Source organism: Frigoribacterium sp. VKM Ac-1396 (assembly GCF_015350895.1).
GTDB lineage: Bacteria > Actinomycetota > Actinomycetes > Actinomycetales > Microbacteriaceae > Frigoribacterium.
This window is the reverse complement of sequence record NZ_JADKSD010000002.1, coordinates 885225-907381: the sequence shown is the minus strand read 5'-3', so window position 1 is coordinate 907381 and position 22157 is coordinate 885225. Positions and strand designations below refer to the sequence as shown.

23 protein-coding genes, 2 tRNA genes and 1 riboswitch are annotated in these 22157 nt (G+C 72.0%); of the genes, 13 read left to right on the top strand and 12 right to left on the bottom strand.

Annotated elements, in window-relative coordinates; translation table 11 throughout:
• Positions 1–4: 4 nt before the first annotated feature.
• The 3 genes from ITJ55_RS11310 to ITJ55_RS11300 form a co-directional block, all read right to left on the bottom strand.
• Positions 5–80, bottom strand: a tRNA-Arg gene (locus tag ITJ55_RS11310).
• Between the two features lie 171 nt (positions 81–251).
• Entirely contained in the window at positions 252–512 is a 261-nt protein-coding gene (locus ITJ55_RS11305; RefSeq protein ID WP_194595414.1) for a thioredoxin domain-containing protein, read from the bottom strand.
• 84 nt (positions 513–596) lie between these two features.
• Positions 597–881, bottom strand: a complete 285-nt coding sequence (locus ITJ55_RS11300) for a hypothetical protein (protein WP_043597121.1) — start codon at positions 879–881, stop codon at positions 597–599.
• Between the two features lie 117 nt (positions 882–998).
• Between ITJ55_RS11300 and ITJ55_RS11295 the strand changes: the two genes are divergently transcribed.
• The 5 genes from ITJ55_RS11295 (at position 999) to ITJ55_RS11275 (ending at position 4205) form a co-directional block, all read left to right on the top strand.
• Positions 999–1460: a MarR family winged helix-turn-helix transcriptional regulator gene (locus tag ITJ55_RS11295; RefSeq protein ID WP_194595413.1), complete on the top strand. Its 462-nt coding sequence runs from the start codon at positions 999–1001 to the stop codon at positions 1458–1460.
• Complete coding sequence (locus ITJ55_RS11290) at positions 1457–2704, top strand: MFS transporter (protein ID WP_194595412.1); 1248 nt, start codon at positions 1457–1459, stop codon at positions 2702–2704. The genes ITJ55_RS11295 and ITJ55_RS11290 overlap by 4 nt, the downstream gene beginning before the upstream one ends.
• Before the next feature lie 99 nt (positions 2705–2803).
• Positions 2804–3424, top strand: coding sequence for an oligoribonuclease (orn, locus tag ITJ55_RS11285; RefSeq protein ID WP_194595411.1), 621 nt, complete (start codon positions 2804–2806; stop codon positions 3422–3424).
• A gap of 40 nt (positions 3425–3464) precedes the next feature.
• A tRNA-His gene (locus ITJ55_RS11280) sits at positions 3465–3537 on the top strand.
• 350 nt (positions 3538–3887) lie between these two features.
• Positions 3888–4205 carry a metallopeptidase family protein gene (locus ITJ55_RS11275; protein ID WP_194595643.1) on the top strand — a complete coding sequence of 106 codons (318 nt, stop codon included), beginning with the start codon at positions 3888–3890 and terminating at the stop codon, positions 4203–4205.
• Here the strand turns inward: ITJ55_RS11275 and ITJ55_RS11270 are convergent.
• The 4 genes from ITJ55_RS11270 to ITJ55_RS11255 all read right to left on the bottom strand — a co-directional run bounded on the left by ITJ55_RS11270 (position 4202) and on the right by ITJ55_RS11255 (position 7753).
• Positions 4202–4762: an ATP-binding protein gene (locus tag ITJ55_RS11270; RefSeq protein ID WP_228498124.1), complete on the bottom strand. Its 561-nt coding sequence runs from the start codon at positions 4760–4762 to the stop codon at positions 4202–4204. The genes ITJ55_RS11275 and ITJ55_RS11270 overlap by 4 nt on opposite strands.
• Complete coding sequence (locus ITJ55_RS11265) at positions 4755–5549, bottom strand: energy-coupling factor transporter transmembrane protein EcfT (RefSeq protein WP_194595410.1); 795 nt, start codon at positions 5547–5549, stop codon at positions 4755–4757. Before ITJ55_RS11265 ends, ITJ55_RS11270 begins: the two co-directional genes overlap by 8 nt.
• Positions 5546–7069 (bottom strand): ABC transporter ATP-binding protein, encoded by a 1524-nt coding sequence (locus ITJ55_RS11260; protein ID WP_194595641.1) that lies wholly within the window; start codon positions 7067–7069, stop codon positions 5546–5548. The genes ITJ55_RS11265 and ITJ55_RS11260 overlap by 4 nt, the downstream gene beginning before the upstream one ends.
• A 21-nt stretch (positions 7070–7090) precedes the next feature.
• The gene (locus ITJ55_RS11255; RefSeq protein ID WP_194595409.1) at positions 7091–7753 is read right to left on the bottom strand and encodes an ECF transporter S component; all 663 of its coding nucleotides are present in this window, start codon (positions 7751–7753) and stop codon (positions 7091–7093) included.
• Positions 7749–7857: riboswitch (TPP riboswitch) on the bottom strand. Its footprint overlaps the gene before it by 5 nt.
• Before the next feature lie 79 nt (positions 7858–7936).
• Here ITJ55_RS11255 and ITJ55_RS11250 point away from each other — a divergent pair.
• Together ITJ55_RS11250 and ITJ55_RS11245 are read left to right on the top strand one after the other, a co-directional pair.
• Entirely contained in the window at positions 7937–8140 is a 204-nt protein-coding gene (locus tag ITJ55_RS11250; RefSeq protein ID WP_228498122.1) for a ribbon-helix-helix protein, CopG family, read from the top strand.
• Positions 8137–8529 (top strand): type II toxin-antitoxin system death-on-curing family toxin, encoded by a 393-nt coding sequence (locus tag ITJ55_RS11245; protein WP_194595408.1) that lies wholly within the window; start codon positions 8137–8139, stop codon positions 8527–8529. Before ITJ55_RS11250 ends, ITJ55_RS11245 begins: the two co-directional genes overlap by 4 nt.
• Positions 8530–8561: 32 nt before the next feature.
• Here ITJ55_RS11245 and ITJ55_RS11240 read toward each other — a convergent pair whose 3' ends face one another.
• Positions 8562–9002 (bottom strand): hypothetical protein, encoded by a 441-nt coding sequence (locus tag ITJ55_RS11240; protein ID WP_194595407.1) that lies wholly within the window; start codon positions 9000–9002, stop codon positions 8562–8564.
• An 85-nt stretch (positions 9003–9087) separates the two neighbouring features.
• On the opposite strand from ITJ55_RS11240, the gene ITJ55_RS11235 reads away from it, so the two are divergent.
• On the top strand, positions 9088–9819 hold the full coding sequence (locus ITJ55_RS11235; protein ID WP_194595406.1) for an alpha/beta fold hydrolase: 732 nt from the start codon (positions 9088–9090) through the stop codon (positions 9817–9819).
• A 14-nt stretch (positions 9820–9833) separates the two neighbouring features.
• Here the strand turns inward: ITJ55_RS11235 and ITJ55_RS11230 are convergent, their stop codons facing one another.
• On the bottom strand, positions 9834–10721 hold the full coding sequence (locus ITJ55_RS11230) for an NAD(P)-dependent oxidoreductase (RefSeq protein ID WP_194595405.1): 888 nt from the start codon (positions 10719–10721) through the stop codon (positions 9834–9836).
• A gap of 135 nt (positions 10722–10856) precedes the next feature.
• Here ITJ55_RS11230 and ITJ55_RS11225 point away from each other — a divergent pair, with 135 nt between their 5' ends.
• Positions 10857–11219, top strand: coding sequence for a YnfA family protein (locus ITJ55_RS11225; protein WP_194595404.1), 363 nt, complete (start codon positions 10857–10859; stop codon positions 11217–11219).
• 22 nt (positions 11220–11241) lie between these two features.
• Here ITJ55_RS11225 and ITJ55_RS11220 read toward each other — a convergent pair whose 3' ends face one another.
• Positions 11242–11721: a nucleoside deaminase gene (locus ITJ55_RS11220; protein WP_194595403.1), complete on the bottom strand. Its 480-nt coding sequence runs from the start codon at positions 11719–11721 to the stop codon at positions 11242–11244.
• An 84-nt stretch (positions 11722–11805) separates the two neighbouring features.
• On the bottom strand, positions 11806–12765 hold the full coding sequence (locus tag ITJ55_RS11215; protein WP_194595402.1) for an NAD-dependent epimerase/dehydratase family protein: 960 nt from the start codon (positions 12763–12765) through the stop codon (positions 11806–11808).
• Positions 12766–13052: 287 nt separating this feature from the next.
• Between ITJ55_RS11215 and ITJ55_RS11210 the strand changes: the two genes are divergently transcribed.
• The 4 genes from ITJ55_RS11210 (at position 13053) to treZ (ending at position 21245) form a co-directional block, all read left to right on the top strand.
• Positions 13053–14633, top strand: a complete 1581-nt coding sequence (locus tag ITJ55_RS11210) for a S8 family serine peptidase (protein ID WP_194595401.1) — start codon at positions 13053–13055, stop codon at positions 14631–14633.
• 118 nt (positions 14634–14751) lie between these two features.
• On the top strand, positions 14752–16950 hold the full coding sequence (gene glgX / locus ITJ55_RS11205; protein ID WP_194595400.1) for a glycogen debranching protein GlgX: 2199 nt from the start codon (positions 14752–14754) through the stop codon (positions 16948–16950).
• Between the two features lie 17 nt (positions 16951–16967).
• Entirely contained in the window at positions 16968–19343 is a 2376-nt protein-coding gene (treY, locus tag ITJ55_RS11200) for a malto-oligosyltrehalose synthase (protein ID WP_194595639.1), read from the top strand.
• 129 nt (positions 19344–19472) lie between these two features.
• Positions 19473–21245: a malto-oligosyltrehalose trehalohydrolase gene (treZ, locus tag ITJ55_RS11195; RefSeq protein WP_194595399.1), complete on the top strand. Its 1773-nt coding sequence runs from the start codon at positions 19473–19475 to the stop codon at positions 21243–21245.
• A gap of 93 nt (positions 21246–21338) precedes the next feature.
• Here the strand turns inward: treZ and ITJ55_RS11190 are convergent, their stop codons facing one another.
• Complete coding sequence (locus ITJ55_RS11190; RefSeq protein ID WP_194595398.1) at positions 21339–22145, bottom strand: polyprenol monophosphomannose synthase; 807 nt, start codon at positions 22143–22145, stop codon at positions 21339–21341.
• Between the last annotated feature and the right edge of the window lie 12 nt (positions 22146–22157).

Sequence of the window (22157 nt, the reverse complement as noted above, 5' to 3'; positions counted from 1 at the left end):
CTTGTGGTGCCCCCGGCAGGAATCGAACCTGCGACCAAGAGATTAGAAGGCTCCTGCTCTATCCGCTGAGCTACGGGGGCGGACTCGCCCACGATACCGTGCCGAGTCACGCGGCCCGGTAGCGGCCGAGTCCGGCTCGGCACCGCGTCTCGTGCACGTCGCCCGGACTAGTCGCGGTGCGGTGCACGAAAGGCGGTGCGACACGTGGTGCATGCCGGGTTCCGCGATGGCCCGTCACGTCGGGCCGGTGGTCAGACCGCCAGTGCGAGGGCGCCCAGCAACCGGTCGAGCGTCGGCACGCCGGGCGAGCGGAAGACGACCTCGCCGTCGTCGCGCGTCACCACGAGGGTCGGCGTGCTGCGGACGCCGCGTCGTTCGGCCTGCTCTGGTCGGGCGGCGACGTCGGCCTCGTCGACCACGAGTGACGGGACGAGGGCCCGGGCCTCGGCCACGACCGCTCGAGCCGCGTGGCAGGGACCGCAGAAGGCGGACGTGTACAGCTCGAGCATCATGCCGGGCACAACGAGGAGGCGCAGGGGATTCTTCCCCCGCGCCTCCTGCGGTCTCGTGCGTCGTCGCGGCCGGGGCCGCCGGCGTCAGTTGTCGCGGTCGTCGTTGCGGTCTTCGGGGTCGTCGACCGGGTCGCTGTCCTTGGCGTCGAGCGAGTAGTGCACCTGCAGTTGCTCGCCGACCATCTTCGCTTCGGTGGCGGTGTAGACGATGCCCGTCTCCATGCCGTCGATCAGCACGAAGTCGGTGATCTGCTCGTCGTACGAGCCGTCGGTGCTGATGCGGGTGTCGGTGGAGCCGTCGCTCGGACCGCCGTCGAAGAAGACGACGTACTCGGAACCCTCGGCCACGGTGGGCTTGCTGTCTGTCATGCCCACAGGTCTACCAGGAGGCGCGGAGTCGGCGTCCAGTCTTCTCGCCCACCCGAGACCGAGATCGGTCCCGAGATAAGATAGCCAAGCTATATAGCTTGGCTATACACTGGGCGGATGACTTCTCAGCCGACAGACATCTTGGAATCCCTCCTGACGTCGACCCATCGCCTGACGCGGATCGCCGCGCAGGAGACCGGCCGCACCACCTCCCCCGCCGTCTGGCGCACGCTCTCGATCCTGACGACCGACGGCGACCTGCGCGTCGGCGACCTCGCCCGGGCCAGCCGCGTCTCACAACCCACCATGACCAAGCTCGTCCGCGGCCTCGCCGACGACGAGCTGGTCAAGCGCATCGCCGACACCGACGACTCGCGCGCCTGGCTCATCGCCATCACCGCCAAGGGCACGGCGGCCCTCACCGAGTGGCGAGGCCAGCTCGCCGACTCCCTCGGTGACCTCTTCGCCGACCTCGACGACGACGACTGGGACGTGCTCGAGCGAGCGACCCGCCTCCTGGCCTCGCGCTTCGGCACCCGCGCAGACGTCCGCGCCGACAGCGAGGCGGTGTTCGCATGAGCGCCGCGACCCCGACCGCGCACGAGCCGAAACCGAGCATCCTCAAGCAGCCGACGGCCGTCTGGGCCATCGCGTTCGCCTGCGTCGTCGCCTTCATGGGCATCGGGCTCGTCGACCCGATCCTCCCGGCCATCGCCGAGTCGTTGAAGGCCAGCCCCACGCAGACCGAACTGCTCTTCACCAGCTACCTCGCCGTCACGGGCGTGGCCATGTTCTTCACCAGCTGGGTCTCGAGCCGTCTCGGCGCCAAGCGCACCCTGTTGATCGGGCTCGCCCTGATCGTCGTCTTCGCCCTGTTCGCCGCCACCAGCGGCGACGTCTGGTCGGTCATCGGGTTCCGTGCCGGGTGGGGACTCGGCAACGCCCTGTTCATCTCGACCGCCCTGGCCACCATCGTGGGCGCGGCGTCGGGCGGGACGGCCTCGGCGATCATCCTCTACGAGGCGGCCCTCGGCCTCGGCATCGCCATCGGCCCCCTGATCGGCGGCCTGCTCGGCTCGGTCAGCTGGCGCGGACCGTTCTTCGGCGTCACCACGCTGATGGCGATCGCGTTCATCGCGATCGTGCTGTTCCTCAAGGGCGGCGCCACCGAGAAGGTCGCCCCGACCAAGCTCTCGGCACCCTTCCGGGCCCTGGGTCGTCCGGCGCTCGGTGCCCTCGCCGCGACCGCGCTGTTCTACAACATCGGCTTCTTCGTCCTGCTCGCCTACACGCCCTACCCCCTCGGCTTCGGCGCGCTCGGCATCGGGTTCACGTTCTTCGGCTGGGGCGTCGGCCTGGCCGTCACCTCGGTCTGGGTCGCGCCCCTGCTGACCGCGCGCCTGCGTCGGACGACCGTGCTGCGCATCGCCCTGCCGCTGCTGGCGCTCGACCTGGTCGCCGCGGCCGTGTTCGTCGGCACCCCCGCTGCCCTCGTGGTCTGCGTCGTGGTCGGCGGCCTCGTGCTCGGCGTCCTCAACACGGTGCTGACCGAGTCGGTCATGGAGGCCACCGACCTGCCCCGCTCGGTCGCGTCCAGCGCCTACTCGGGCGTGCGCTTCCTCGGCGGCGCGGTCGCCCCGCCCGTCGCGACCCTGCTGGCCGACACCATCGCGCCGAGCGCCGCCTACGTGTTCGCCGCCGCCAGCGTCACCGTCGCGTTCGTCGTCGTGGTCGCCGCCCGCGGTGCCCTCCGCCGCGTCGACGACGGCCCCGAACCGGCCCGCGTCGAAGCCGAAGCCATCGGAGCCGGCGAAGCCCTCTGAGCCGGGCGTCCCCCGCGTCCGCACCCGCGCCTCCTGGTCCGACCACGGGTCGAGCACAGGAGGCGCGGCCGCGGACGGGCACCGGACTAGACTCGCCCAATGGCTACGAGCAACGACCGACTGGTCTGGATCGACTGCGAGATGACCGGGCTCGACCTCAGCGTCGACGAACTCGTCGAAGTGGCCGTGGTGATCACCGACTTCGATCTGAAGCCCGTGCACCCCGGCTTCACCATCGTCATCAAGCCCGACCAGTCGGCGCTCGACAACATGGGCGAGTTCGTCACCGAGATGCACCGCTCGTCAGGCCTCATCGACGAGATCCCCGACGGCGTCAGCCTCGCCGAGGCCGAGTTCGAAGTACTCGAGTACATCCTCAGGTACGTGCCCACCGAACAGCACGCACCCCTCGCCGGCAACACCATCGGCACCGACCGGGCCTTCCTCGCCAAGTACATGCCCCGCGTCGACGGCCACCTCCACTACCGCAGCGTCGACGTCTCGTCCATCAAAGAGCTCGCCCGCCGGTGGTTCCCCCGCGTGTACTTCAACGCCCCCCAGAAACACGGCGGCCACCGCGCCCTCGCCGACATCCTCGAATCCATCCGCGAACTCGAGTACTACCGTCGCGCCGGCTTCGTCGCCGACCCCGGCCCCACCACCGACGACGTCCAAGCGATCTCGAAGGCCGTCGTGGACGAATGGGCCCCCCGGCTGTAGTAGAGTCTTCTCGTTGCGATCGCCTCGGTGGTCACACATGGTGGGTATAGCTCAGCTGGTAGAGCGCCTGGTTGTGGTCTAGGAGGCCGCGGGTTCAAGCCCCGTTACTCACCCAAATGGAAACCCCTGCCCTCCGATGGGCAGGGGTTTTTTTGGGCTCCTGCGCCTTCTTGTCTTGGATGCGCGAGCGCATCCAAGACGTCGCGGGTGGGGGACTTCGCTGCGCTCGTCACGGTCGGGGCATCGCGGTGGGACTTCGCTGCGCTCGTCACGGTCGGGGCATCGCAGGGTGGGACTTCGCTGCGCTCGTCGCGGTCGGGGCAGCGCCCAGCGACAGGCCGTGTGGGCGTGCGAGAGTGAGGGAGTGGACGACTCCCTCGAGCACGACGCCGACGAACCGCGCGACGACGACCGTCCGACGGGCATCGACCCCTGTGAGGTGAGCGCCGAGACGTTCGACTCGATGGTCGTCGACCAGCTCGACCTGCTGCCCGACGACATGGTCGACGGGCTCGACAACGTCGTGTTCGTCACCGAAGACCGCCCCGAGGACGGCACCCTCGACCTGCTCGGCCTGTACGACGGCGTCGCCCTCACCGAACGCGGCCAGTACGGCTTCGGCGAACTGCCCGACCGCATCATCCTCTACCGCGAACCACACCTCGCCGCCGTCGACGACCTCGAGCAGCTCGGCGACGAGATCCACGTCACCCTCGTTCACGAGATCGCGCACTTCTACGGCATCGACGACGACCAACTGCACGAACTCGGCTGGGCCTAGGCCTGCACCACCACGTCGGCCAGCGAGCGGGGGTCGTCGGCCGCCAGGTGCGCCTCCTCCTGCTCGGACCAGACGTCCCACCACGGTTCGTACGTCGCCCCGTCGCGGGCGAGCGCCCGGGCCCGCCGCGACCCCGCGTCGAGCTCGAGCCACACACGCACGTCCGCCAGGGCCGAGGAGGCGCGGGTCACCGCCCCGGCCCCCTCCACGACCAGCGAGACGGTCGGGTCGAGAGCCTCCCACCCGCCCGCACGGTCGGCGGTCCAGTCCCACCGACGCCACCCGGGGTCGACCGGCCGGAGCACCGTCGTCTCGACCGTCCGCGACGCGGCGGCCAACCCGTGCCAGCCCGGGTAGACGTCGTCGAGGTGCACCAGGCGCACGGGGCCCAGCCGGTCGGCGGGCCACGCGGCGGCCACCGCACGGCCGAGCGTCGTCTTGCCCGAACCCGACCGGCCGTCGATCAGCAGCACCACGCGGCGCGACCCGGCCCGCGCCTCCTCGGCCCGGCGCAGCAGGACGCCGACGGCGTCGTCGACGGCGACCCGCTCAGGCAAGGACGAACTCCCACGTCCCGGCCAGCACGGCCGCGGTGACCGACGTGGCGGCGATGACGACGCCGAGGGCGACCAGCACGCCGTCGCGCAGCCCGAACGTCGACGGGCGGGCCCACGTGCGCGGGGTGTCGGCGCCGAAGCCCTTGGCCTCCATGGCCGTCGCGAGCTTGCTGCCCCGTCGCACCGACAGCACCAGCAACGAGAACGCCTGCTGACCGAAGCGCCTCAGCGCGCCGACCGGGCCACCCGAGTCGGCGACGCCCCGGGCGCGACGGGCCCGGGCGAGCTGCCGCCAGTCGTCCATGAACAAGCCCACCAGCCGAAGCCCGGCGAGCCCCCCGAGCACGAACCGCGCCGGCAGTCGCAACACCTGACCGAGACCGTCGGCGAGGTCGGTCGGGTCGGTCGTCGCGAACAGGACGATGCCCGGCACGCCTACGGCGAGGATGCGCAGCCCGATCGCCCCGGCGAGGGCGAGCGACCCCTCGGTCACCGAGACGAGCCCCCAGTCGACGACGGCCGCACCGCCGTCGCGGCCGTAGAGCGCGATCGCCACCACCGACGTGGGCGCGGCGACCCAGAGCGGCGCGGTGCGGGCGAGCAACTGCCGGGCCGACAGACCCGCGAAGGGCAGCAGAAGGGCCTCGAGCAGCAGGGCCGTGCCCGCCGAGACCCAGTCGATCGAGAGCAGCAGGGCGAGCGCGAGCACGACCGCGGCGAGCAGCTTGGCGACCGGGTTGACGCGCCCGACGACTCCGGTGGCGACGACGGGAGTCAGCACGCTCATCGTGGCGTCCCGGTGGCGTCGACGCGTCGGGCGTGCGCGCTCAGGTCGAGGACGTCGTCGGCGAGCGCCTCGACGAACTCGGCGTCGTGGGTGACGGCGACCACCGCCCGCCCCTCGTCGAGCAGCTCGGCGAGCAGGGCGACGAGTTCACGCCAGGTGCGGGCGTCCTGCCCGAAGGTCGGCTCGTCGAGCACGAGCAGCGACGGGCGCGACGCGAGCACGGTCGCGACCGACAGCCGGCGCTTCTCGCCGCCCGAGAGCGTGAACGGGTTAGCACCGGCGAGGTGGTCGAGGCGCAGCCGGTCGAGGAGGTGGTCGACGCGCGAGGCGACCTCTCTCGGGGACGCGCCCAGCGCCTCCGGACCGACCGCCAGCTCGCGCCGGACGGTCGCCGTCAAGAACTGGTGCTCGGGGTCCTGGAAGACCGTGCCCACGCGGGTCAGCAGCTGCCGGGGCTTCCAGCGGATCGGCGACGGGCCGGCGCCGTCGGCGAACGACGGGCTGGCCTCGAGGCGCCCGCCGACGGGAGCGAGCAGCCCGGCGACGGTGAGCGCCACCGTGGACTTGCCCGACCCGTTCGTCCCGGTGACGGCGAGGGCGCGCCCCTCGGTGACGGCGAGATCGACGCCCGAGGCGACCGCACGCCCCTTCGGCCCGTGGTGCCCGACGGCGAGCTGGGTGGCGGTGAGCAGCAGGTCGCCCGTCGTGCGCGACCGGACCGGCCCGGGAGGCGCGGCGCCGGGGACCCACACCCCCGCGTCGACGAGGCGGTCGCGTTCGGACCGCAGCACGTCGTCGGGTCGGCCGTCGGCCAGGACTCCCCCACCCGCGTCGAGCACGACGACGCGGTCGACGACGGGCAGCCAGACCGAGACCCGGTGTTCGACGACGACCAGCGTCGCCTCGGTGTCGGCCAGGACGCGGGCCACGGCGTCGCGCACCTCGACGACGCCCTCGGGGTCGAGGTTGGCCGTCGGCTCGTCGAGCAACAGCAGGCCGGGCCGCATGGCGAGGGCGCCGGCCAGCGCCAGGCGCTGCTTCTGGCCACCGCTGAGCTCCGAGGTCGACGCCGACAGCGGCAGGTCGAGCCCGACCGCGTCGAGGGCATGGCCGACCCGGCGCCAGATCTCGTCGCGGGGCACGCCGAGGTTCTCGCAGCCGAACGCGACGTCGTCGCCCACGCGGGCGAGGACGACCTGCGAGTCGGGGTCTTGCAGGACGAGCCCGACCCGGCCGCGCTGGTCGGCGGGCTCCCGCCCGTCGACGAGCAGGTCGCCGGCCTCGTCGCCCTCGTCGTCGCCGCCGAGCACACCGGCGAGCCCGGCGAGCAGCGTCGACTTGCCCGCACCGGACGCACCGAGCAGCAGCACGCGCTCGCCGGGGGCGACTTCGAGGTCGAGCTGCGAGACGGCGGGCAGACGGCGGCCGGCGTGACGCCAGCCCCAGCCGCGGGCGGTGACGCGTGCGCCGCGGACCTCACCGTGGGCCGGACCGCGTGCGTCACCCGACCCGTGGGACACGGAGGACACGAGGAGGCGCGCCTAGACCCGGGCGTCCGCCGAGCGTCCCGAGGCGAACCGCGACAGCGCCCCGGTGCGGGCCAGGCCGCGGGCGGCCAGCCACGAGAGCAGACCGGCGATCACGGTGCCCGACACGACCGAGGTGACGACGTAGACGGTCTTCGACCCCGCGGCGTACGCGGCGGCCGAGGCGAAGCTGGTGTCCATCAGGCCGACGGCGAGGCCGGCGACGGCGCCGGCGAGCAGCACCGTGCCGAGCCGCCACGACGTGTAGAGGAAGACCGCGAGCACGATCTCGGCGCCGAGCCCCTGGACGATGCCCCAGATGAGCACCGAGAAGCCCCACTGCGTGCCGATCAGCATCGAGACCACGGCGGCGACCACCTCGGTGTAGACGGCGGCGCCGGGCTTGCGGATGACGATGCCGCCGAGCACGCCGGCGAAGAGCCAGCCGCCGTTCAAGATGCCCTCGAAGCCGCCCGAGAAGCTCAGGACGCTGTCGATGGGCGTGTAGGCCAGGCCCCAGGCCCAGAAGACGACGCCGGCGGCGACGCCGATGACGCTGGCGACGACGATGTCGACGACCCGCCAGCGGCGGGTCGGGGTGGTGCGGGCCTTCGGCGTGAAGCCGGTCGAGCTGTCGCGAGCCGCCGTGGAACGGTTTTCGGGCGTGGACGTGGACATCTGTTCTTCTCCTCCCTGCGCTGGCATGACCCAGATCAGGTTCGACGGTCGAAGCGTGGTTCGCTTCCTCTCAGCCCGGCTCACCGGACTCCCGTGTGTTGTGGGGACGATCATAGCGCCGGATGACGACCCGAGAACGGCCGACCTCGGGCCCTGCGGTGTCACGCTTGATACCATCCAGCCATGCCCATGACCCTTCGCCTCGACGACTCCGAGGCCGATGCCCTCCGCCGACGTGCCGCGCTCGAATCGCGGTCCATGCAAGACGTCGCGCGTCAGGCAGTCCGCGAATACGTCGAGAACCACAGCCGCGACGACCTCCTGGACGACGTCCTCGAGACCGAACTGCCCCGCTACGCCGAAGCCCTCCGCCGCCTCGGCGAATGATCCACCTGACCTTCGACGAGATGCTGCGAGTCGCCCGCCGGGCGATCGATGCCGAGGTGGTCGTCCGTGACGCCGGATTGCTCGAATCCGCCCTCGTCCGACCCCGCACCTCCGTCATGGGAGCCGACGCCTATCCCACCCTCGAGCTGAAGGCGGCGGCCCTGGTTCATTCTCTCGTCGGCAACCATGCGCTGGTCGACGGGAACAAGCGCCTCGGTCTCGCCGGTCTCGTCGCCTTCCTCGGTGTGAACGGTCGCCGCCTGACGATGACCAACGACAGCGCCTACGACTTCATCGTGGCGATCGCCGACGGCAGCCTCGACGACGTCGAGACGATCGCCGACTGCATCTCGTCGCACAGCGGGCCGAGGCCCACCCGAAGCCGCTGACGCGCGTCGGCGGCATGCCGACCCGGCCGGGGTCAGAGCCCGGCGGCCTTGCGGACGAGCGCGGCCACGGAGGCGCGGGTCGCGTCGTCGTCGTCGGTCACCGCGTACGAGGTGGCCCAGATCGACCCGTCGTCGAGTCGGGCGGCGTCCTGGAAGCCGAGCGTCGAGTACCGCGTGCCGAACTTGGCGCCCGGCTGGAAGAAGACGACGACCTTGCCGTCGGCGTTCGCGTACGACGGGAAGCCGTACCAGGTCTTCGGGGCGAGGCCCGGGGCGTGCTCGGAGACGACCTCGTGCACCATCTGGGCGATCGGCCGTTCGACGTCGGTCATGGCCGCGATGGCGTCCACGGCGTCCTGCGCCTCGGCGGCCGCCTTGTCGGCCACCTTCTGGCGCTTCGCCTCGGCCCGGAGCTCGGCGGCGCGCTGCTTCATCGCAGCCTTCTCTTCTGTGCTGAACCCGGCGTCCGCCATGGTCGTGCCCTTCTCGTGCCTGCGCGCTGTGGGTCGGCCCGGTCGGGTCGGCATGGGCCCCATGATGACAGGCAGGATGGTCGTCATGCACCTGAACACCACGACCACCGGCGACGGCGAGCGCCACGTCGCGCTCGTCCACGGGCTCGGCGCCGACGGGGCGACCTGGCGGCCGATCGTCGACCGGCTCGTCGCGACCGGGTCGTACACCGTCACCACGGTCGACCTGCGGGGCCACGGCGAGAGCGACCGGGCGTCGTCGTACCGGCTCGACGACTTCGCGGACGATCTCGCCGAGGCGCTCCCCCAGGGCCTGGACGGCGTCGCCGGGCACTCGTTGGGCGGCTCGGTGCTCGTCCGTGCCGTCGACCGGTTGCAGCCTCGCACGGCCGTCTACCTCGACCCCGGGTTCTCGCTCGCCCTGCCGACGCGGGGACTCGCCGGGCGGCTGTTCTGGGCCGTGCCGACCGTCACGATGGGTGTCGCGGCGCTCGCCCAGGCGCGGAAGGGCGCACGACTGCGGGCCGGGTACGACGACGCGACCCGCGCCTCCCTGGACGACGCCCGTGCCCGGTTCGACTCGCGCATGGCGACGGGGGTGTTCCGCGACGTGGCCTTCCACCCGGTGGAAAGGACGGCACCCTCGGTGCCTTCTGTCGTCGTGCTGTCGGACGACTCCCCCGCCGTCGTGCCCGAGCGTCTCGTGTCGGGCTACCAGCGCGCCGGCTGGCAGATCCGCCGCCTGCCGGGCGTCCACCACGACATGCAGCTCGAGGCCCCCGACCGCACCTTCGCGCTGCTCGCCGAACTGCTCTGACGTCCGGCGGCCGGTCACGCGGTGGGCAGGGCGCGTCCGTCGGCGTCGAGGTGGTCCCGCCACGACCGCGTCGGCGTCCAGCCGAGCAACCGACGGGCCTTGGCGGTCGAGATGCCCGAGGCGTCGACCCGGTCGAGCTCGCGCAGCTCGATCCGGTCGCCGTGGTGCTCGCGCACGGTGGCGGCGAGGTCGTGGCCGCCCGCGTTGTCGAACGCTGCGACGTAGAAGACCTCGTGACCGGGCAGGTCGCTCTCGGCGGCGAGCAGGAGGGCGTCGGCGAGGTCGTCGGCGTCGACGTAGCTGCCGAAGTTCGCGCTCTCGGGGTCGGCCCGACGCACCTGCGGCCCGAGGTTCGCCTCGTAGTTGGTCTCGTCGTGGACGGTGCTCGGGCGGATCGAGATCGCCCGCAGGTCGGAGCGCCGGACGGCGGCGTCCATCAGCTGTTCGCCGAACGCCTTCGACAGGGCGTAGGGGTCTTGCGGGTGCAGGGGGTGCTCCTCGTCGACGGGGACGTAGTCGGGCAGGAAGGGCCGTTCGGGGAAGAAGTTGCCGACGATGCTCTCGCTCGACACGTTGACGAAGCGCGGCACCCCGAACCGGACGGCCGCCTCGACCAGGTTGAAGGTCGACATCAGGTTGGTGTGGAAGACGACATGGGCCGGGTTCGCGGTCGGCTGCGGGATGGCCGCGACGTGCACCACGGCGTCGACACCCGCCACGACCGAGAACGCGGTGCCGGCGTCGGTCAGGTCGCCCATCACGTAGCGGCCGGGCTCGTCGACGCCCGTGTCGAAGACGGGCCGCGCCAGGTCGACGCCGAGCACGTCGTGGCCGGCGTCGACGAAGCGGCGGACGGCCGCCCGGCCGACCTTGCCGCGTGACCCCGTGATGACGACCTTCATGACGCGCTCCCTCGATCGAGGGATGCGCCGAGGGCCGGAGCATCCACGCCCGTGACGCTACGCCGCGTGGGCCCGAGGAGGCGCGCCCGCCTCGACCACCGACCCGCCCGGGCACGGCGCCTGTCAGGATGCAGCATGACCGTCGTCCGGATCGTCCTGCTCTTCGCCCTCGCGGCCGTCGCCGAGATCGGGGGTGCCTGGCTGATCTGGCAGGCCGTGCGCGAGAACCGGGGCTGGCTCTTCGCCCTGCTCGGCATCGTCTCGCTGGGCGCCTACGGCTTCGTCGCCGCGTTCCAACCCGACGCGAACTTCGGCCGGGTGCTCGCGGCCTACGGCGGGGTGTTCGTCGCGGGCTCGCTCGCCTGGGGCATCGTGGTCGACGGGTTCAAGCCGACGATGTGGGACTACGTCGGTTCGGCCGTGAGCCTTCTCGGGGCGGGCATCATCGTGCTGGCCCCGATCCTCACGGGCACGGCGAGCGCCGAGGCCGAGGCCTGAGCGGGGACGACGCGCCGCGGCGTCACGACGCGTGTCGGGCCGTCCAGTCGGCGAAGGGTGCCGTCGCGTTGTCGGCGTGACCCTGCTCGGACCGCAGGGTGCGCTCGTCGATCGGCTTGGCGTACTCGTCGTAGAAGGTGCCGAGGGTCATGAGTCGGTTGCCGTCCTCGTAGTGCTCGCCCTCCTGCTCGCGCGACACCGCGTAGACGACGCGGTCGGGTTGGGCGTAGTACAGGGCGCCGAGGCACATCGGGCACGGATAGGCCGTGACGTAGGCGTCGATGCCGCGGAGGTCGGTGATGCCCTGCTCGGCGGCGAGTCGGATCGCGAGGATCTCGGCGTGCGCCGTGGGGTCGCCGGTCTGCGCGACGTGGTTGGTCGCCTCGGCGATGATCTCGCCGTCGCGGACGAGCAGGCAGGCGAAGGGCTTGCCGCCCTCGTCGACGTTCTGCTGCGCGCGCTCGACGGTCAGGGCGGTGAAGGTGTCGTCTCGTTCGGTCATGCCTCGACAGTGCACCGTCGACCGGCCGCGGGCGCGGTCCGCGCCCGACGGTGCGGTTTCCGGCCCGACGACACGGCGTCCGGCTCAGGCCAGGGTCAGCTGCCCGTCGGCCTCGAGCCACTCGAGGCCCTCGACGACGGCCTGCACCGAGGTGTACCGCGGCGCGTAGCCGAGCAGGCGACGCGCCTTGGCGATGCTCATCGAGTGGCTGCGCGACGCGTGCTGCCACGAGGCGTCGGCGTGCTCGTCGGACGTCTGGTCTCGGAACTCGGCCCACGAGACGAACCGCAACCGCGCCTCCTGCCCGTAGTGCCGGGCGACCGCCTCGGCGAGCCCGCGCAGCGTGATCGCCCGGTCGCTGACGACGTGGAACGCCTCGCCCACGACCTGCGAGTGCCGCTCGGCGGCGAGCTGGAAGGCCTGCGCGACGTCGTCGGCGTGCACGTGGTGGACGGTCTCGAGGCCGAGGCCCGGCACGGCGATCTCGCGACCGGTGGCGAGGGCCTCCCACACGGTGAGGTCGAGGTTGCCGACGGCGTTGATCATCGGCCAGCCCGGGCCGGTGATGTGACCCGGGTGCAGCACGACGGACCGGACCCCGCCCGGACGTCGCGACTCGCGCAGCAGCAGCTCTTCGATCGCGGCCTTCTGCGTGCCGTACTCGCCGAACGGCGTGCGCTCGGCCTCTTCGGTGATCGGCACCTCGCGCGAGGGGCCGTGCACCCACACCGTGCCGCAGTGCACGAGCACGGTGCCCGTGCCCTGCAACGCGTCGACCATCTTGCGCGCCGACGAGACGGTGAAGCAGATCATGTCGACGACGACGTCGGCGCCGAGGCCGGCGATCTCACGCGCGAACGTGCCGTCGGCGTCACCCGCCTCGCGGTCGAGCAGGAGGCGCGTCACGCGTGACCACGCGGCGTGCCGTCGGTACGGCTCGGACTCGCCGCGGCTGACGGCGACCACCTCGTGGCCGGCCTCGACCAGTCGCGGGACGAGGAAGCCCCCCACGTGGCCGGTGGACCCGATGACGACGATCTTCACGAGGCCGAGCCCGAGATCGTCGACAGGGCACGGCAGGGAGGAGTGGTGGCGGCTCGTCGAGCGGCAGCGGAGGTCATGAACCGACGCTACCCGGCCCACCCGTGACGGGCGTACCCCGAACGGGGGTCACGAGGCGTCCCCCCAAGTGCCCACTGTGCCCGGGCCGAAGATTCTTCAGACTTCCTGTGAGGAGCACGGCGGCTCGTCGGATCACCGGGCGCGGCCCGCGACGAGCCACCGGCTCCCCGCGCGTCCCACCCGGCACGCGTGACCCGACGAGGAGAACCATGACCTTCACCGACCCCCGCCCGCGCGGCACCCGCCGCCGCGCCACCACCGTCTGCGTCGCGGCCGCCCTCACCCTGGGACTCGTCGCCGTGGGCTCCGGTGCCGCCGTCGCCGCGCCTCCCGGGGCCGCCCCGTCGGCGCCCGCCGCACCCGGCCGGCCGGGCCCGGCGCTGCCCGTCGTCGAGGGCGCGGTGATGAACTACGCCGTGAACGCCACCAAGGCGAACCCGGGCGCGACGAAGCAGGTCGAACGCGCGGTCGCCGCCGCGGGCGGCAGCGTGATCGCCGCCTACGCCGACCTCGGCGTCGTCGTGGCCCAGTCGAGCAACACGAACTTCGCGGCCTCGGTGCGCGGCGACAAGGCCGTCCTGTCGGCCGGAGCCACCCGCACCGCCGCCGTGGCCGAGACCGACCCGACCTACGGCGTGGGCACGACGGCCCCCGGTCCGGGCAAGCCCGTGAAGCCCGGCACTCCGGGCGGGCCCGGCACACCCGGCGGCCCGGGGCACCCCGGCGGACCGAGGGCCGCGACCTCGCCCGAGCAGCGGCTCGACGAGGTCACGACCGTCGTCGCCGACCCGCTCGAGGCCCAGCAGTGGGACCTCGCCGCGATCGGGGCCGACCGGGCGCACCAGGTCACCGACGGCAGCCGCGACGTGCTCGTCGCCGTGCTCGACTCGGGCATCCAGGGCGACCACCCCGACCTGCAGCCGAACATCGACGTCGCCGCCTCGGCGAGCTGCCTGACCGGCACGCCCGACCGGGCCTACGCCGCCTGGCAGCCGACCACGAGCGACCACGGCACCCACGTGGCCGGCACGATCGCCGCCGCCCGCAACGGCGTCGGCATCGTGGGAGTGGCCCCCGGCGTGACCATGTCGGCCGTCAAGGTCGTCAGCGACGACGGGTTCATCTACCCCGAGGCCGCCATCTGCGGCTTCATGCAGGCCGCGGCGACCGGTGCCGACATCACGAACAACAGCTACTACGTCGACCCGTGGCAGTTCTGGTGCGGTTCGGACGTCGACCAGGCGGCCGTGCTGACCGCCGTCGACCGCGCCGTGCAGTTCACCCAGAAGAAGGGCATCGTCAACGTGGCGGCGGCCGGCAACTCGTCGATCGACCTCGCGAACAAGACGGTCGACACCGACAGCCCGAACGACACCACGCCGACGACCCGCCCCATCGACTCGCGCTGCCTGGACATCCCGACCGAACTCGACGGCGTCGTCACCGTGTCATCGACCACGTCGGCCGGGGCGAAGTCGGGCTTCTCGAACTACGGCCAGGGCGTCATCGACGTCGCGGCACCGGGCTCGGCGATCCTGTCGACCGTGACCGGTGGCGGCTACGGCACCAAGTCGGGCACCTCGATGGCCTCGCCGCACGTCGCCGGCGTGCTCGCCCTTCTGAAGTCGACCCACCCGCGCCTGAGCGGCACCGCCCTGACCGGCCTGCTCGAGCGGCAGGCGACCGACACCCCGTGCCCTGCCGGCACCACGACCTGCACGGGCACGCCCGCCGACAACGGGTGGTTCGGCGAGGGGATCGTCGACGCCCTGGCGGCCGTCACGAAGTAGCGGACCCGGCCCTCGACGGGGCGTCCGCCCGGCCCCAGCGGCCGGGTGGGCGCCCCGTCCTCGCGCGGACGGCGCGGCCGTTCGCCCCTAGGCTGAGCGAGTCCCAATCGGAGGTTCGATGCACACCTGGCCCGGCAACCCCTACCCCCTCGGCGCGACCTACGACGGCAGCGGCACCAACTTCGCGATCTTCAGCGAGGCAGCCAGCAAGGTCGAGTTGTGTCTGTTCGACGACCACGGAACCGAGACGAGGGTCGAGTTCACCGAGGTCGACGCCTACGTCTGGCACGCCTACCTGCCCACCGTGCAACCCGGCCAGCGGTACGGCTACCGCGTGCACGGCGAGTACGACCCGGCGAAGGGCGTCAGGGCCAACCCGAACAAGCTGCTGCTCGACCCCTACGCCAAGGCCACCTGCGGCGAGATCGACTGGGACGAGGCGCTGTTCGCCTACACCTTCGGCGACCCCGACTCGCGCAACGACAAGGACAGCGGCCCGCACATGATGCTGGGCGTCGTCATCAACCCGTTCTTCGACTGGCAGGGCGACCGCGCCCCCAAGTACAGCTACGACGAGACCGTCATCTACGAGGCCCACGTCAAGGGCCTCACCGAGACGCACCCCGACATCCCCGAAGAAGAACGCGGCACCTACGCCGGCGTCGCGAACCCGGCGATCATCGAGCACCTCAAGAAGCTCGGCATCACCACGCTCGAGTTGATGCCCGTGCACCAGTTCGTGCAGGACAACACGTTGCTCGAGAAGGGCCTCAGCAACTACTGGGGCTACAACACCATCGGGTTCTTCGCCCCGCACGCCGCCTACTCTGCGACCGGTGACATCGGTCAGCAGGTGCAGGAGTTCAAGACGATGGTGCGCGTGCTGCACGAGGCCGGCATCGAGGTCATCATCGACGTCGTCTACAACCACACCGCCGAGGGCAACCACCTCGGGCCGACCCTGTCGTTCAAGGGCATCGACAACGCCGCCTACTACCGGCTGATGGACGGCGACCAGCAGCACTACATGGACTACACGGGCACCGGCAACAGCCTGAACGTGCGGCACCCGCACTCGTTGCAGCTGATCATGGACAGCCTGCGCTACTGGGTCACCGAGATGCACGTCGACGGGTTCCGCTTCGACCTGGCCGCCTCGCTCGCCCGCGAGTTCTACGAGGTCGACCGGCTCTCCACCTTCTTCGAGCTCGTGCAACAGGACCCGATCGTCTCGCAGGTCAAGCTGATCGCCGAGCCGTGGGACGTCGGCCCCGGCGGATACCAGGTCGGCAACTTCCCGCCGCAGTGGACCGAGTGGAACGGCAAGTACCGCGACACCGTGCGCGACTTCTGGCGCGGCGAGCCCTCGACCCTCGGCGAGTTCGCCAGCCGCATCACGGGCTCGGCCGACCTGTACGAACGCGACGGCCGCCGCCCGGTGGCGAGCATCAACTTCGTCACGGCCCACGACGGCTTCACGATGCGCGACCTGGTCAGCTACAACGACAAGCGCAACGACGCCAACGGCGAGAACGGCAACGACGGCGAGAGCCACAACCGCTCGTGGAACTCGGGCGTCGAGGGCGAGACCGACGACGGTGACATCCGTGCCCTGCGTGAACAGCGTCAGCGCAGCTTCCTGGCGACGCTGTTGCTCAGCCAGGGCGTGCCGATGCTGCTGCACGGCGACGAGCTGGGTCGCACCCAGGGCGGCAACAACAACACCTACGCCCAGGACAACGAGATCAGCTGGATCGACTGGCCGAACGCCGACCGCGAGCTGATCGAGTTCGTCGCCGAGGTCATCAAGCTGCGCCACGACCACCCGACCTTCCGTCGCCAGCGCTACTTCAACGGCCGACCCGTCACGAGGGGCGAGGGCGAGCCCCTGCCCGACATCGTGTGGTTGACCACCGAGGGCGACGCCATGCACGAGGGCGAGTGGAACGAGTCGTACGCCAAGGCGATCGGCATGTTCTTGAACGGCAACGGCATCCGCGGGCGCGACGCCCGCGGCGGCCGCATCACCGACGTCAACTTCGTGCTCTACTTCAACGCCAGCGCCGAGACGGTCACGTTCGTCCTGCCGCCCGACGAGTACGCCCAGGGCTGGGAGGTCGTCGTCGACAGCACCGTGACCGCGCCTCCGCCCCCGGCGAACGCCGCCCCCCGCACCCCGACGGCCACCCGGGCCGCCACCACCCCCCAACCGCCCTCGACACCGCAGGCCCCCGCGGCCCTGCGGGCCGGTGACCGACTCCCCGTGGTGGGTCGCTCGCTCGTCGTCCTGCGTGCCACGGCCGAGGAAGAACTGTGACCCGACACGAACCGACCATGCACCCGCGCTCGACGTACCGCCTCCAGGTGCGCGCCTCCTTCGACCTGGAGGCCGCCGCCGAACTGGTGCCGTACCTGCACGACCTCGGGGCGGACTGGGTGTACCTGTCGCCGATCCTCGCCGCCGAGCCGGGCAGCGACCACGGCTACGACGTCGTCGACCACAGCCTGGTCGACCCCGAGCGCGGCGGCGCCGAGGGGCTCGACGAGCTCTCGACCCGGGCCCACGCCGCGGGCCTCGGCGTGCTGGTCGACATCGTGCCGAACCACGTCGGCGTCGCCACGCCGAAGGCGAGCGTCTGGTGGTGGGACCTGTTGACCCACGGCCGTGAGTCGCGCTACGCCGACGCGTTCGACGTGGACTGGGCGGCCGGCGGCGGCAAGGTGCTGCTGCCCGTGCTCGGCGAGCCCGCCGCGTCCGACGGCTCGATCGAGGGCCTGAGCGTCGAGGGCGACGAGCTTCTCTACTACGACAACGTCTACCCGATCGCCCCGGGCACGAGTGCGCCCGGCGACGACGCGACCGCGGTGCACGCGCGCCAGGCCTACGAGCTGGTGCACTGGAAGCGCGCCGACACCGACCTGAACTACCGCCGCTTCTTCGCCGTCAACACGCTGGCCGGCATCCGCGTCGAAGACGAACGCGTCTTCGACGAGTCACACGCCGAGATCGGTCGCTGGTTCGCCGAGGGCCTCGTCGACGGCCTCCGCGTCGACCACCCGGACGGCCTCGCCGACCCGAAGGGCTACCTCGACCTGCTCGCGACCCTCACGGGCGACGCGCACGTCCTCGTCGAGAAGATCCTCGAGGGCGACGAGCGCCTGCCCGAGGACTGGGCGACCGCCGGCACCACGGGCTACGACGCCCTCGCCGACCTCGACCGCCTCTTCGTCGACCCGAACGGCGCGCCGGCCCTCGACGCCCTCGACTCGCGCCTGCGCCGGGCGCGCGGGGTCGACGGCGACGAACGAGCCGCCGGGGCCGACGAGACCGGTGGCGACGAGCCCGCCGACTGGCACGAGATGATCCTCGGCACGAAGCGCGGCATCGCCGACGGCATCCTGGGCAGCGAGATCAACCGCCTGGCCCGCCTGATCGCCGACGGCGGCACCGTCGACCCGGCCGTCGTCGACGCCCTGGCCGAGCTCGCCGCGGCGTTCCCGGTCTACCGCAGCTACCTGCCGCAGGGCGCCGCCTGGCTCACCGAGGCCGCCGAGGTCGCGATGTCGCACCGGCCCGAGCTGACCGACGCGATCGACCAGGTCGTCGCCGTGCTGCGCGAGGAGACTCACCCGGCGTCCGTGCGGTTCCAGCAGACCAGCGGCATGGTGATGGCCAAGGGCGTGGAAGACACGGCCTTCTACCGCTACAGCCGCCTCGCGACGCTGACCGAGGTCGGCGCCGATCCGAGCGAGTTCGCCCTGACCCCCGACGAGTTCCACGCCCGTCAGCAGGTCCGCCTGGCCGAGCGCCCGTTCGGCATGACCACCCTGTCGACGCACGACACGAAGCGCAGCGCCGACGTCCGTGCCCGCATCTCGGTGCTGGCCGAGGTCGCCACCGAGTGGGCGGCGACCCTCGAACGGCTGCGCGAGCTCGCCCCGGTCGGCGACGGCCCGTTCGAGAACATCCTCTGGCAGACGATCGTCGGCTCGTGGCCCGCGTCGCGTGAGCGCCTGCACGACTACGCCGAGAAGGCGTCCCGCGAGGCGAGCACGTCGACCACGTGGACCGACCGGACCGACGAGGCCGAGGCCTTCGAGGTGCGGATGCACGCGGCGGTCGACGCCGCCTTCGACGACGACGAGGTGCGCCACGAGGTCGAGCGCATCGTCGACGTGCTGCGCACCCCGGGCTACAGCAACTCGCTCGGCGTCGCGCTGATGCAGCTGGCCGGGCCCGGCAGCCCCGACGTCTACCAGGGCGGCGAGCTGTGGGACTTCTCGCTCGTCGACCCCGACAACCGACGCGAGGTCGACTTCGGACTGCGCCGGCGCCTCCTGGACGAGGTCCGCGCCGGGGCGACGCCCGCGATCGACGACACCGGAGCGGCCAAGCTCGTCGTCACGCACCACGCGTTGACGTTGCGCCGGGACCGCCCCGACCTGTTCACGCGATACGCGGCGCTGCCGGTCCTCGGCGAGCAGGCGGCGTCGGCCGTGGCCGTCGACCGCGGTGGCGCGCTCGCGTTCGCCACCCGCCTCCCCGTCGCCCTCGAACAGGCCGGCGGCTGGGACGACACCGTCGTGCTGACCGCAGGAGGCGCGTACCGCGACGTGTTCACCGGCCGGCGGCACGAGGGCGGTCGCCTCCGCCTGGCCGACGTGCTCGAGACGTACCCCGTCGCCCTGCTGATCCCCGCAGAGGACTGACCCCGCCGGCTCGCGCCCGACTACCGTCACCGGCAGCGAGCTGTCACCGTGCCGCTCACGTCTCGACGTGGGCGGCACGTCGTGACTCCTCGGCCCCCTCCCCCGCCCCTTCCGAACCCGAGGAGACCGATGAGCGTCTACGACGTCTGGGCCCCTGAAGCGACCACCGTGCACCTCCACCTCGACGGCGAGCTGCTGCCGCTGACGTCCGAACCCGAGACCGGCTGGTGGCGGGCCCCCGCCGACCTCGACCGCGGGCCGGGCCACCGCTACGGCTTCGTGCTCGACGGCGGCGACTCACCCGAGGGCGAGACCCCTCTGCCCGACCCCCGCTCGCGCCGCCAGCCCGACGGCGTGCACGGCCTCAGCGAGACGTACGACCCGTCGGCCTTCGCCTGGACCGACGACGCCTGGACGGGCCGTCAGCTGGCCGGGTCGGTCGTGTACGAGCTGCACGTCGGCACGTTCACGCCCGACGGCACGCTCGACTCGGCGATCGAGAAGCTGCCGCACCTCGTCGACCTGGGCGTCGACCTCGTCGAGCTGCTGCCGGTCAACGGCGTGAACGGCCGCTGGAACTGGGGCTACGACGGCGTCGACTGGTTCACGGTCACCGACAACTACGGCGGGCCCGAGGCGTACCAGCGCTTCGTCGACGCCGCGCACGCGGCCGGCCTCGGCGTCGTGCAGGACGTCGTGTACAACCACCTCGGCCCCTCGGGCAACTACCTGCCGCTGTTCGGCCCCTACCTGTCGAGCAAGCACGCCAACACCTGGGGCGACAACGTCAACCTCGACGACGACGGTGCCCACGAGGTGCGCGAGTTCATCCTCGACAACACGGCCATGTGGCTCGACGACTACCACGTCGACGGCCTGCGCCTCGACGCGGTGCACGCGCTGAAGGACGACAGCGACGTCCACCTGCTGCAAGAACTGGCCGAGCGGACGGCCGCGCTCAGCAGCCACCTGCGCCGCCCGCTGTCGCTGATCGCCGAGAGCGACCTGAACGACCCCCGGCTGATCACGCCTCGCGACGGCGGCGGCTTCGGCCCCGACCACCGCCAGGGCTACGGCCTCGATGCGCAGTGGAGCGACGACTTCCACCACGCCGTCCACGTCGCGCTGACGGGTGAGACGACCGGGTACTACGCCGACTTCGAACCGCTCGGCGCCCTCGCGAAGGTGCTGACCAAGGGGTTCTTCCACGACGGCACCTGGTCGTCGTTCCGCGAGGCGGAGCACGGCCACCCGGTCGACACCGAGCACATGCCGACCTGGCGGCTCGTCGTGGCGAACCAGAACCACGACCAGATCGGCAACCGGGCGATCGGCGACCGCCTTGCCGCGACGCTCGACGACGGTCAGCTGGTCATCGCCGCGACGCTCACCCTGGCCGGCCCGTACACGCCGATGCTCTTCATGGGCGAGGAGTGGGCCGCCTCGACCCCGTGGCAGTTCTTCACCTCGCACCCCGAGCACGACCTCGGAGAGGCCACGGCGAAGGGCCGCATCGAGGAGTTCGCGAAGATGGGCTGGGACGAGTCGTCGGTACCCGACCCTCAAGAGCCCTCGACCTTCGAGGACAGCAAGCTCGACTGGTCCGAGCTCGAGACCGGCCGCCACGCGGTGCTGCTCGACGCGTACCGCCGCCTGGGCGCGCTGCGCCGCAGCGAGCCGGCGCTCACCGACCCCCGCTTCGGCGAGACGAGCGTCGAGTACGACGGCGACGCCCGCTGGCTCGTGCTGACGCGCGGCGACCTGAAGATCGCGATCAACCTCGCCGACCAGGAGGCGCGGGTCGCGGTGAGCGCCGAGACCGTCCTGTTCGCCAGCGACGAGTCGATCGCCCCCGGGTCGAGCCTGCTGCTGCCGGCGCACTCGGTCGCGATCGTCCGCTGACGCCGCACCGCGGTAGCCGCACCACGCACGACGCACGACGCGCGCGCCCGGGGCTGACCACCCCGGGCGCGCGCGCTGTGTGTCGCCTCCCTGCTAGCGCGTCGACACGCCGCCCCGCACGGGCCCGACCCGGTGCGAGGTGGCGCGGACGCTCGGCAGGCGACGGTGTCGCACGACCAACTCGACGACGGCGCGAGACCGTCGTCGCAGACCCCAGAGGGTCACCTTGGTCAGCGACTCCCTGACGATCGAGCCGCTCATCTTCGAGGCGCCGTGGATGCGCTCGGTGAACGTGATCGGAGTCTCGACGACCCGCAGGCCCGCTTGCAGCGCGCGCCAGAGCAGGTCGACCTGGAAGCAGTAGCCGCGCGACTCGACCCGGTCGAGGTCGATGCGACGCAGCGCCGACGACCGGAAGACGCGGAACCCGCCGGTCGTGTCGGCCACCCGGATGCCCAGGGCGCCCCGGGTGTACCAGCTGCCGCCGCGGCTGAGCAGCTCGCGCCGCAGCGGCCAGTTCTCGACGGCGCCGCCGGGCACCCAGCGCGAGCCGAGCACCAGGTCGTTCTCGCGCAGCAGCTCGAGCATGCCGGGCAGGTACTCGGGGTGGTGCGAGCCGTCGGCGTCCATCTCGACGAGCGCGTCGTAGCCGCGCTCGAGCCCCCAGGCGAAGCCCGCCAGGTAGGCGGCGCCGAGGCCGGCCTTCTCGGTGCGGTGCATCACGTGCACGCGCGGGTCGCGCGCGGCGTAGGCGTCGGCGAGCTCGCCGGTGCCGTCGGGCGAGCCGTCGTCGACGACGAGCACGTCGACCGAGGCGCCGGCGGCCAGCGTGCGCCCCACGATCCAGTCGAGGTTCTCGCGCTCGTTGAAGGTCGGGATGATGACGAGGGCGTCGTTCATGAGGGGGTCCTT

Excerpts from the sequence above, each read along its gene's own strand:
- glgX (WP_194595400.1), top strand. The coding sequence starts at position 14,752 with ATGCACACCTGGCCCGGCAACCCCTACCCCCTCGGCGCGACCTACGAC.
- ITJ55_RS11220 (WP_194595403.1), bottom strand. The coding sequence starts at position 11,721 with ATGACCGAACGAGACGACACCTTCACCGCCCTGACCGTCGAGCGCGCG.
- ITJ55_RS11190 (WP_194595398.1), bottom strand. The coding sequence starts at position 22,145 with ATGAACGACGCCCTCGTCATCATCCCGACCTTCAACGAGCGCGAGAAC.
- ITJ55_RS11265 (WP_194595410.1), bottom strand. The coding sequence starts at position 5,549 with ATGAGCGTGCTGACTCCCGTCGTCGCCACCGGAGTCGTCGGGCGCGTC.
- ITJ55_RS11300 (WP_043597121.1), bottom strand. The coding sequence starts at position 881 with ATGACAGACAGCAAGCCCACCGTGGCCGAGGGTTCCGAGTACGTCGTC.
- treY (WP_194595639.1), top strand. The coding sequence starts at position 16,968 with ATGCACCCGCGCTCGACGTACCGCCTCCAGGTGCGCGCCTCCTTCGAC.
- ITJ55_RS11250 (WP_228498122.1), top strand. The coding sequence starts at position 7,937 with ATGCCCATGACCCTTCGCCTCGACGACTCCGAGGCCGATGCCCTCCGC.
- ITJ55_RS11290 (WP_194595412.1), top strand. The coding sequence starts at position 1,457 with ATGAGCGCCGCGACCCCGACCGCGCACGAGCCGAAACCGAGCATCCTC.
- ITJ55_RS11230 (WP_194595405.1), bottom strand. The coding sequence starts at position 10,721 with ATGAAGGTCGTCATCACGGGGTCACGCGGCAAGGTCGGCCGGGCGGCC.
- treZ (WP_194595399.1), top strand. The coding sequence starts at position 19,473 with ATGAGCGTCTACGACGTCTGGGCCCCTGAAGCGACCACCGTGCACCTC.
- ITJ55_RS11275 (WP_194595643.1), top strand. The coding sequence starts at position 3,888 with ATGGTCGTCGACCAGCTCGACCTGCTGCCCGACGACATGGTCGACGGG.
- ITJ55_RS11245 (WP_194595408.1), top strand. The coding sequence starts at position 8,137 with ATGATCCACCTGACCTTCGACGAGATGCTGCGAGTCGCCCGCCGGGCG.
- ITJ55_RS11255 (WP_194595409.1), bottom strand. The coding sequence starts at position 7,753 with ATGTCCACGTCCACGCCCGAAAACCGTTCCACGGCGGCTCGCGACAGC.
- ITJ55_RS11235 (WP_194595406.1), top strand. The coding sequence starts at position 9,088 with ATGCACCTGAACACCACGACCACCGGCGACGGCGAGCGCCACGTCGCG.
- ITJ55_RS11210 (WP_194595401.1), top strand. The coding sequence starts at position 13,053 with ATGACCTTCACCGACCCCCGCCCGCGCGGCACCCGCCGCCGCGCCACC.
- orn (WP_194595411.1), top strand. The coding sequence starts at position 2,804 with ATGGCTACGAGCAACGACCGACTGGTCTGGATCGACTGCGAGATGACC.
- ITJ55_RS11225 (WP_194595404.1), top strand. The coding sequence starts at position 10,857 with ATGACCGTCGTCCGGATCGTCCTGCTCTTCGCCCTCGCGGCCGTCGCC.
- ITJ55_RS11295 (WP_194595413.1), top strand. The coding sequence starts at position 999 with ATGACTTCTCAGCCGACAGACATCTTGGAATCCCTCCTGACGTCGACC.
- ITJ55_RS11305 (WP_194595414.1), bottom strand. The coding sequence starts at position 512 with ATGATGCTCGAGCTGTACACGTCCGCCTTCTGCGGTCCCTGCCACGCG.
- ITJ55_RS11240 (WP_194595407.1), bottom strand. The coding sequence starts at position 9,002 with ATGGCGGACGCCGGGTTCAGCACAGAAGAGAAGGCTGCGATGAAGCAG.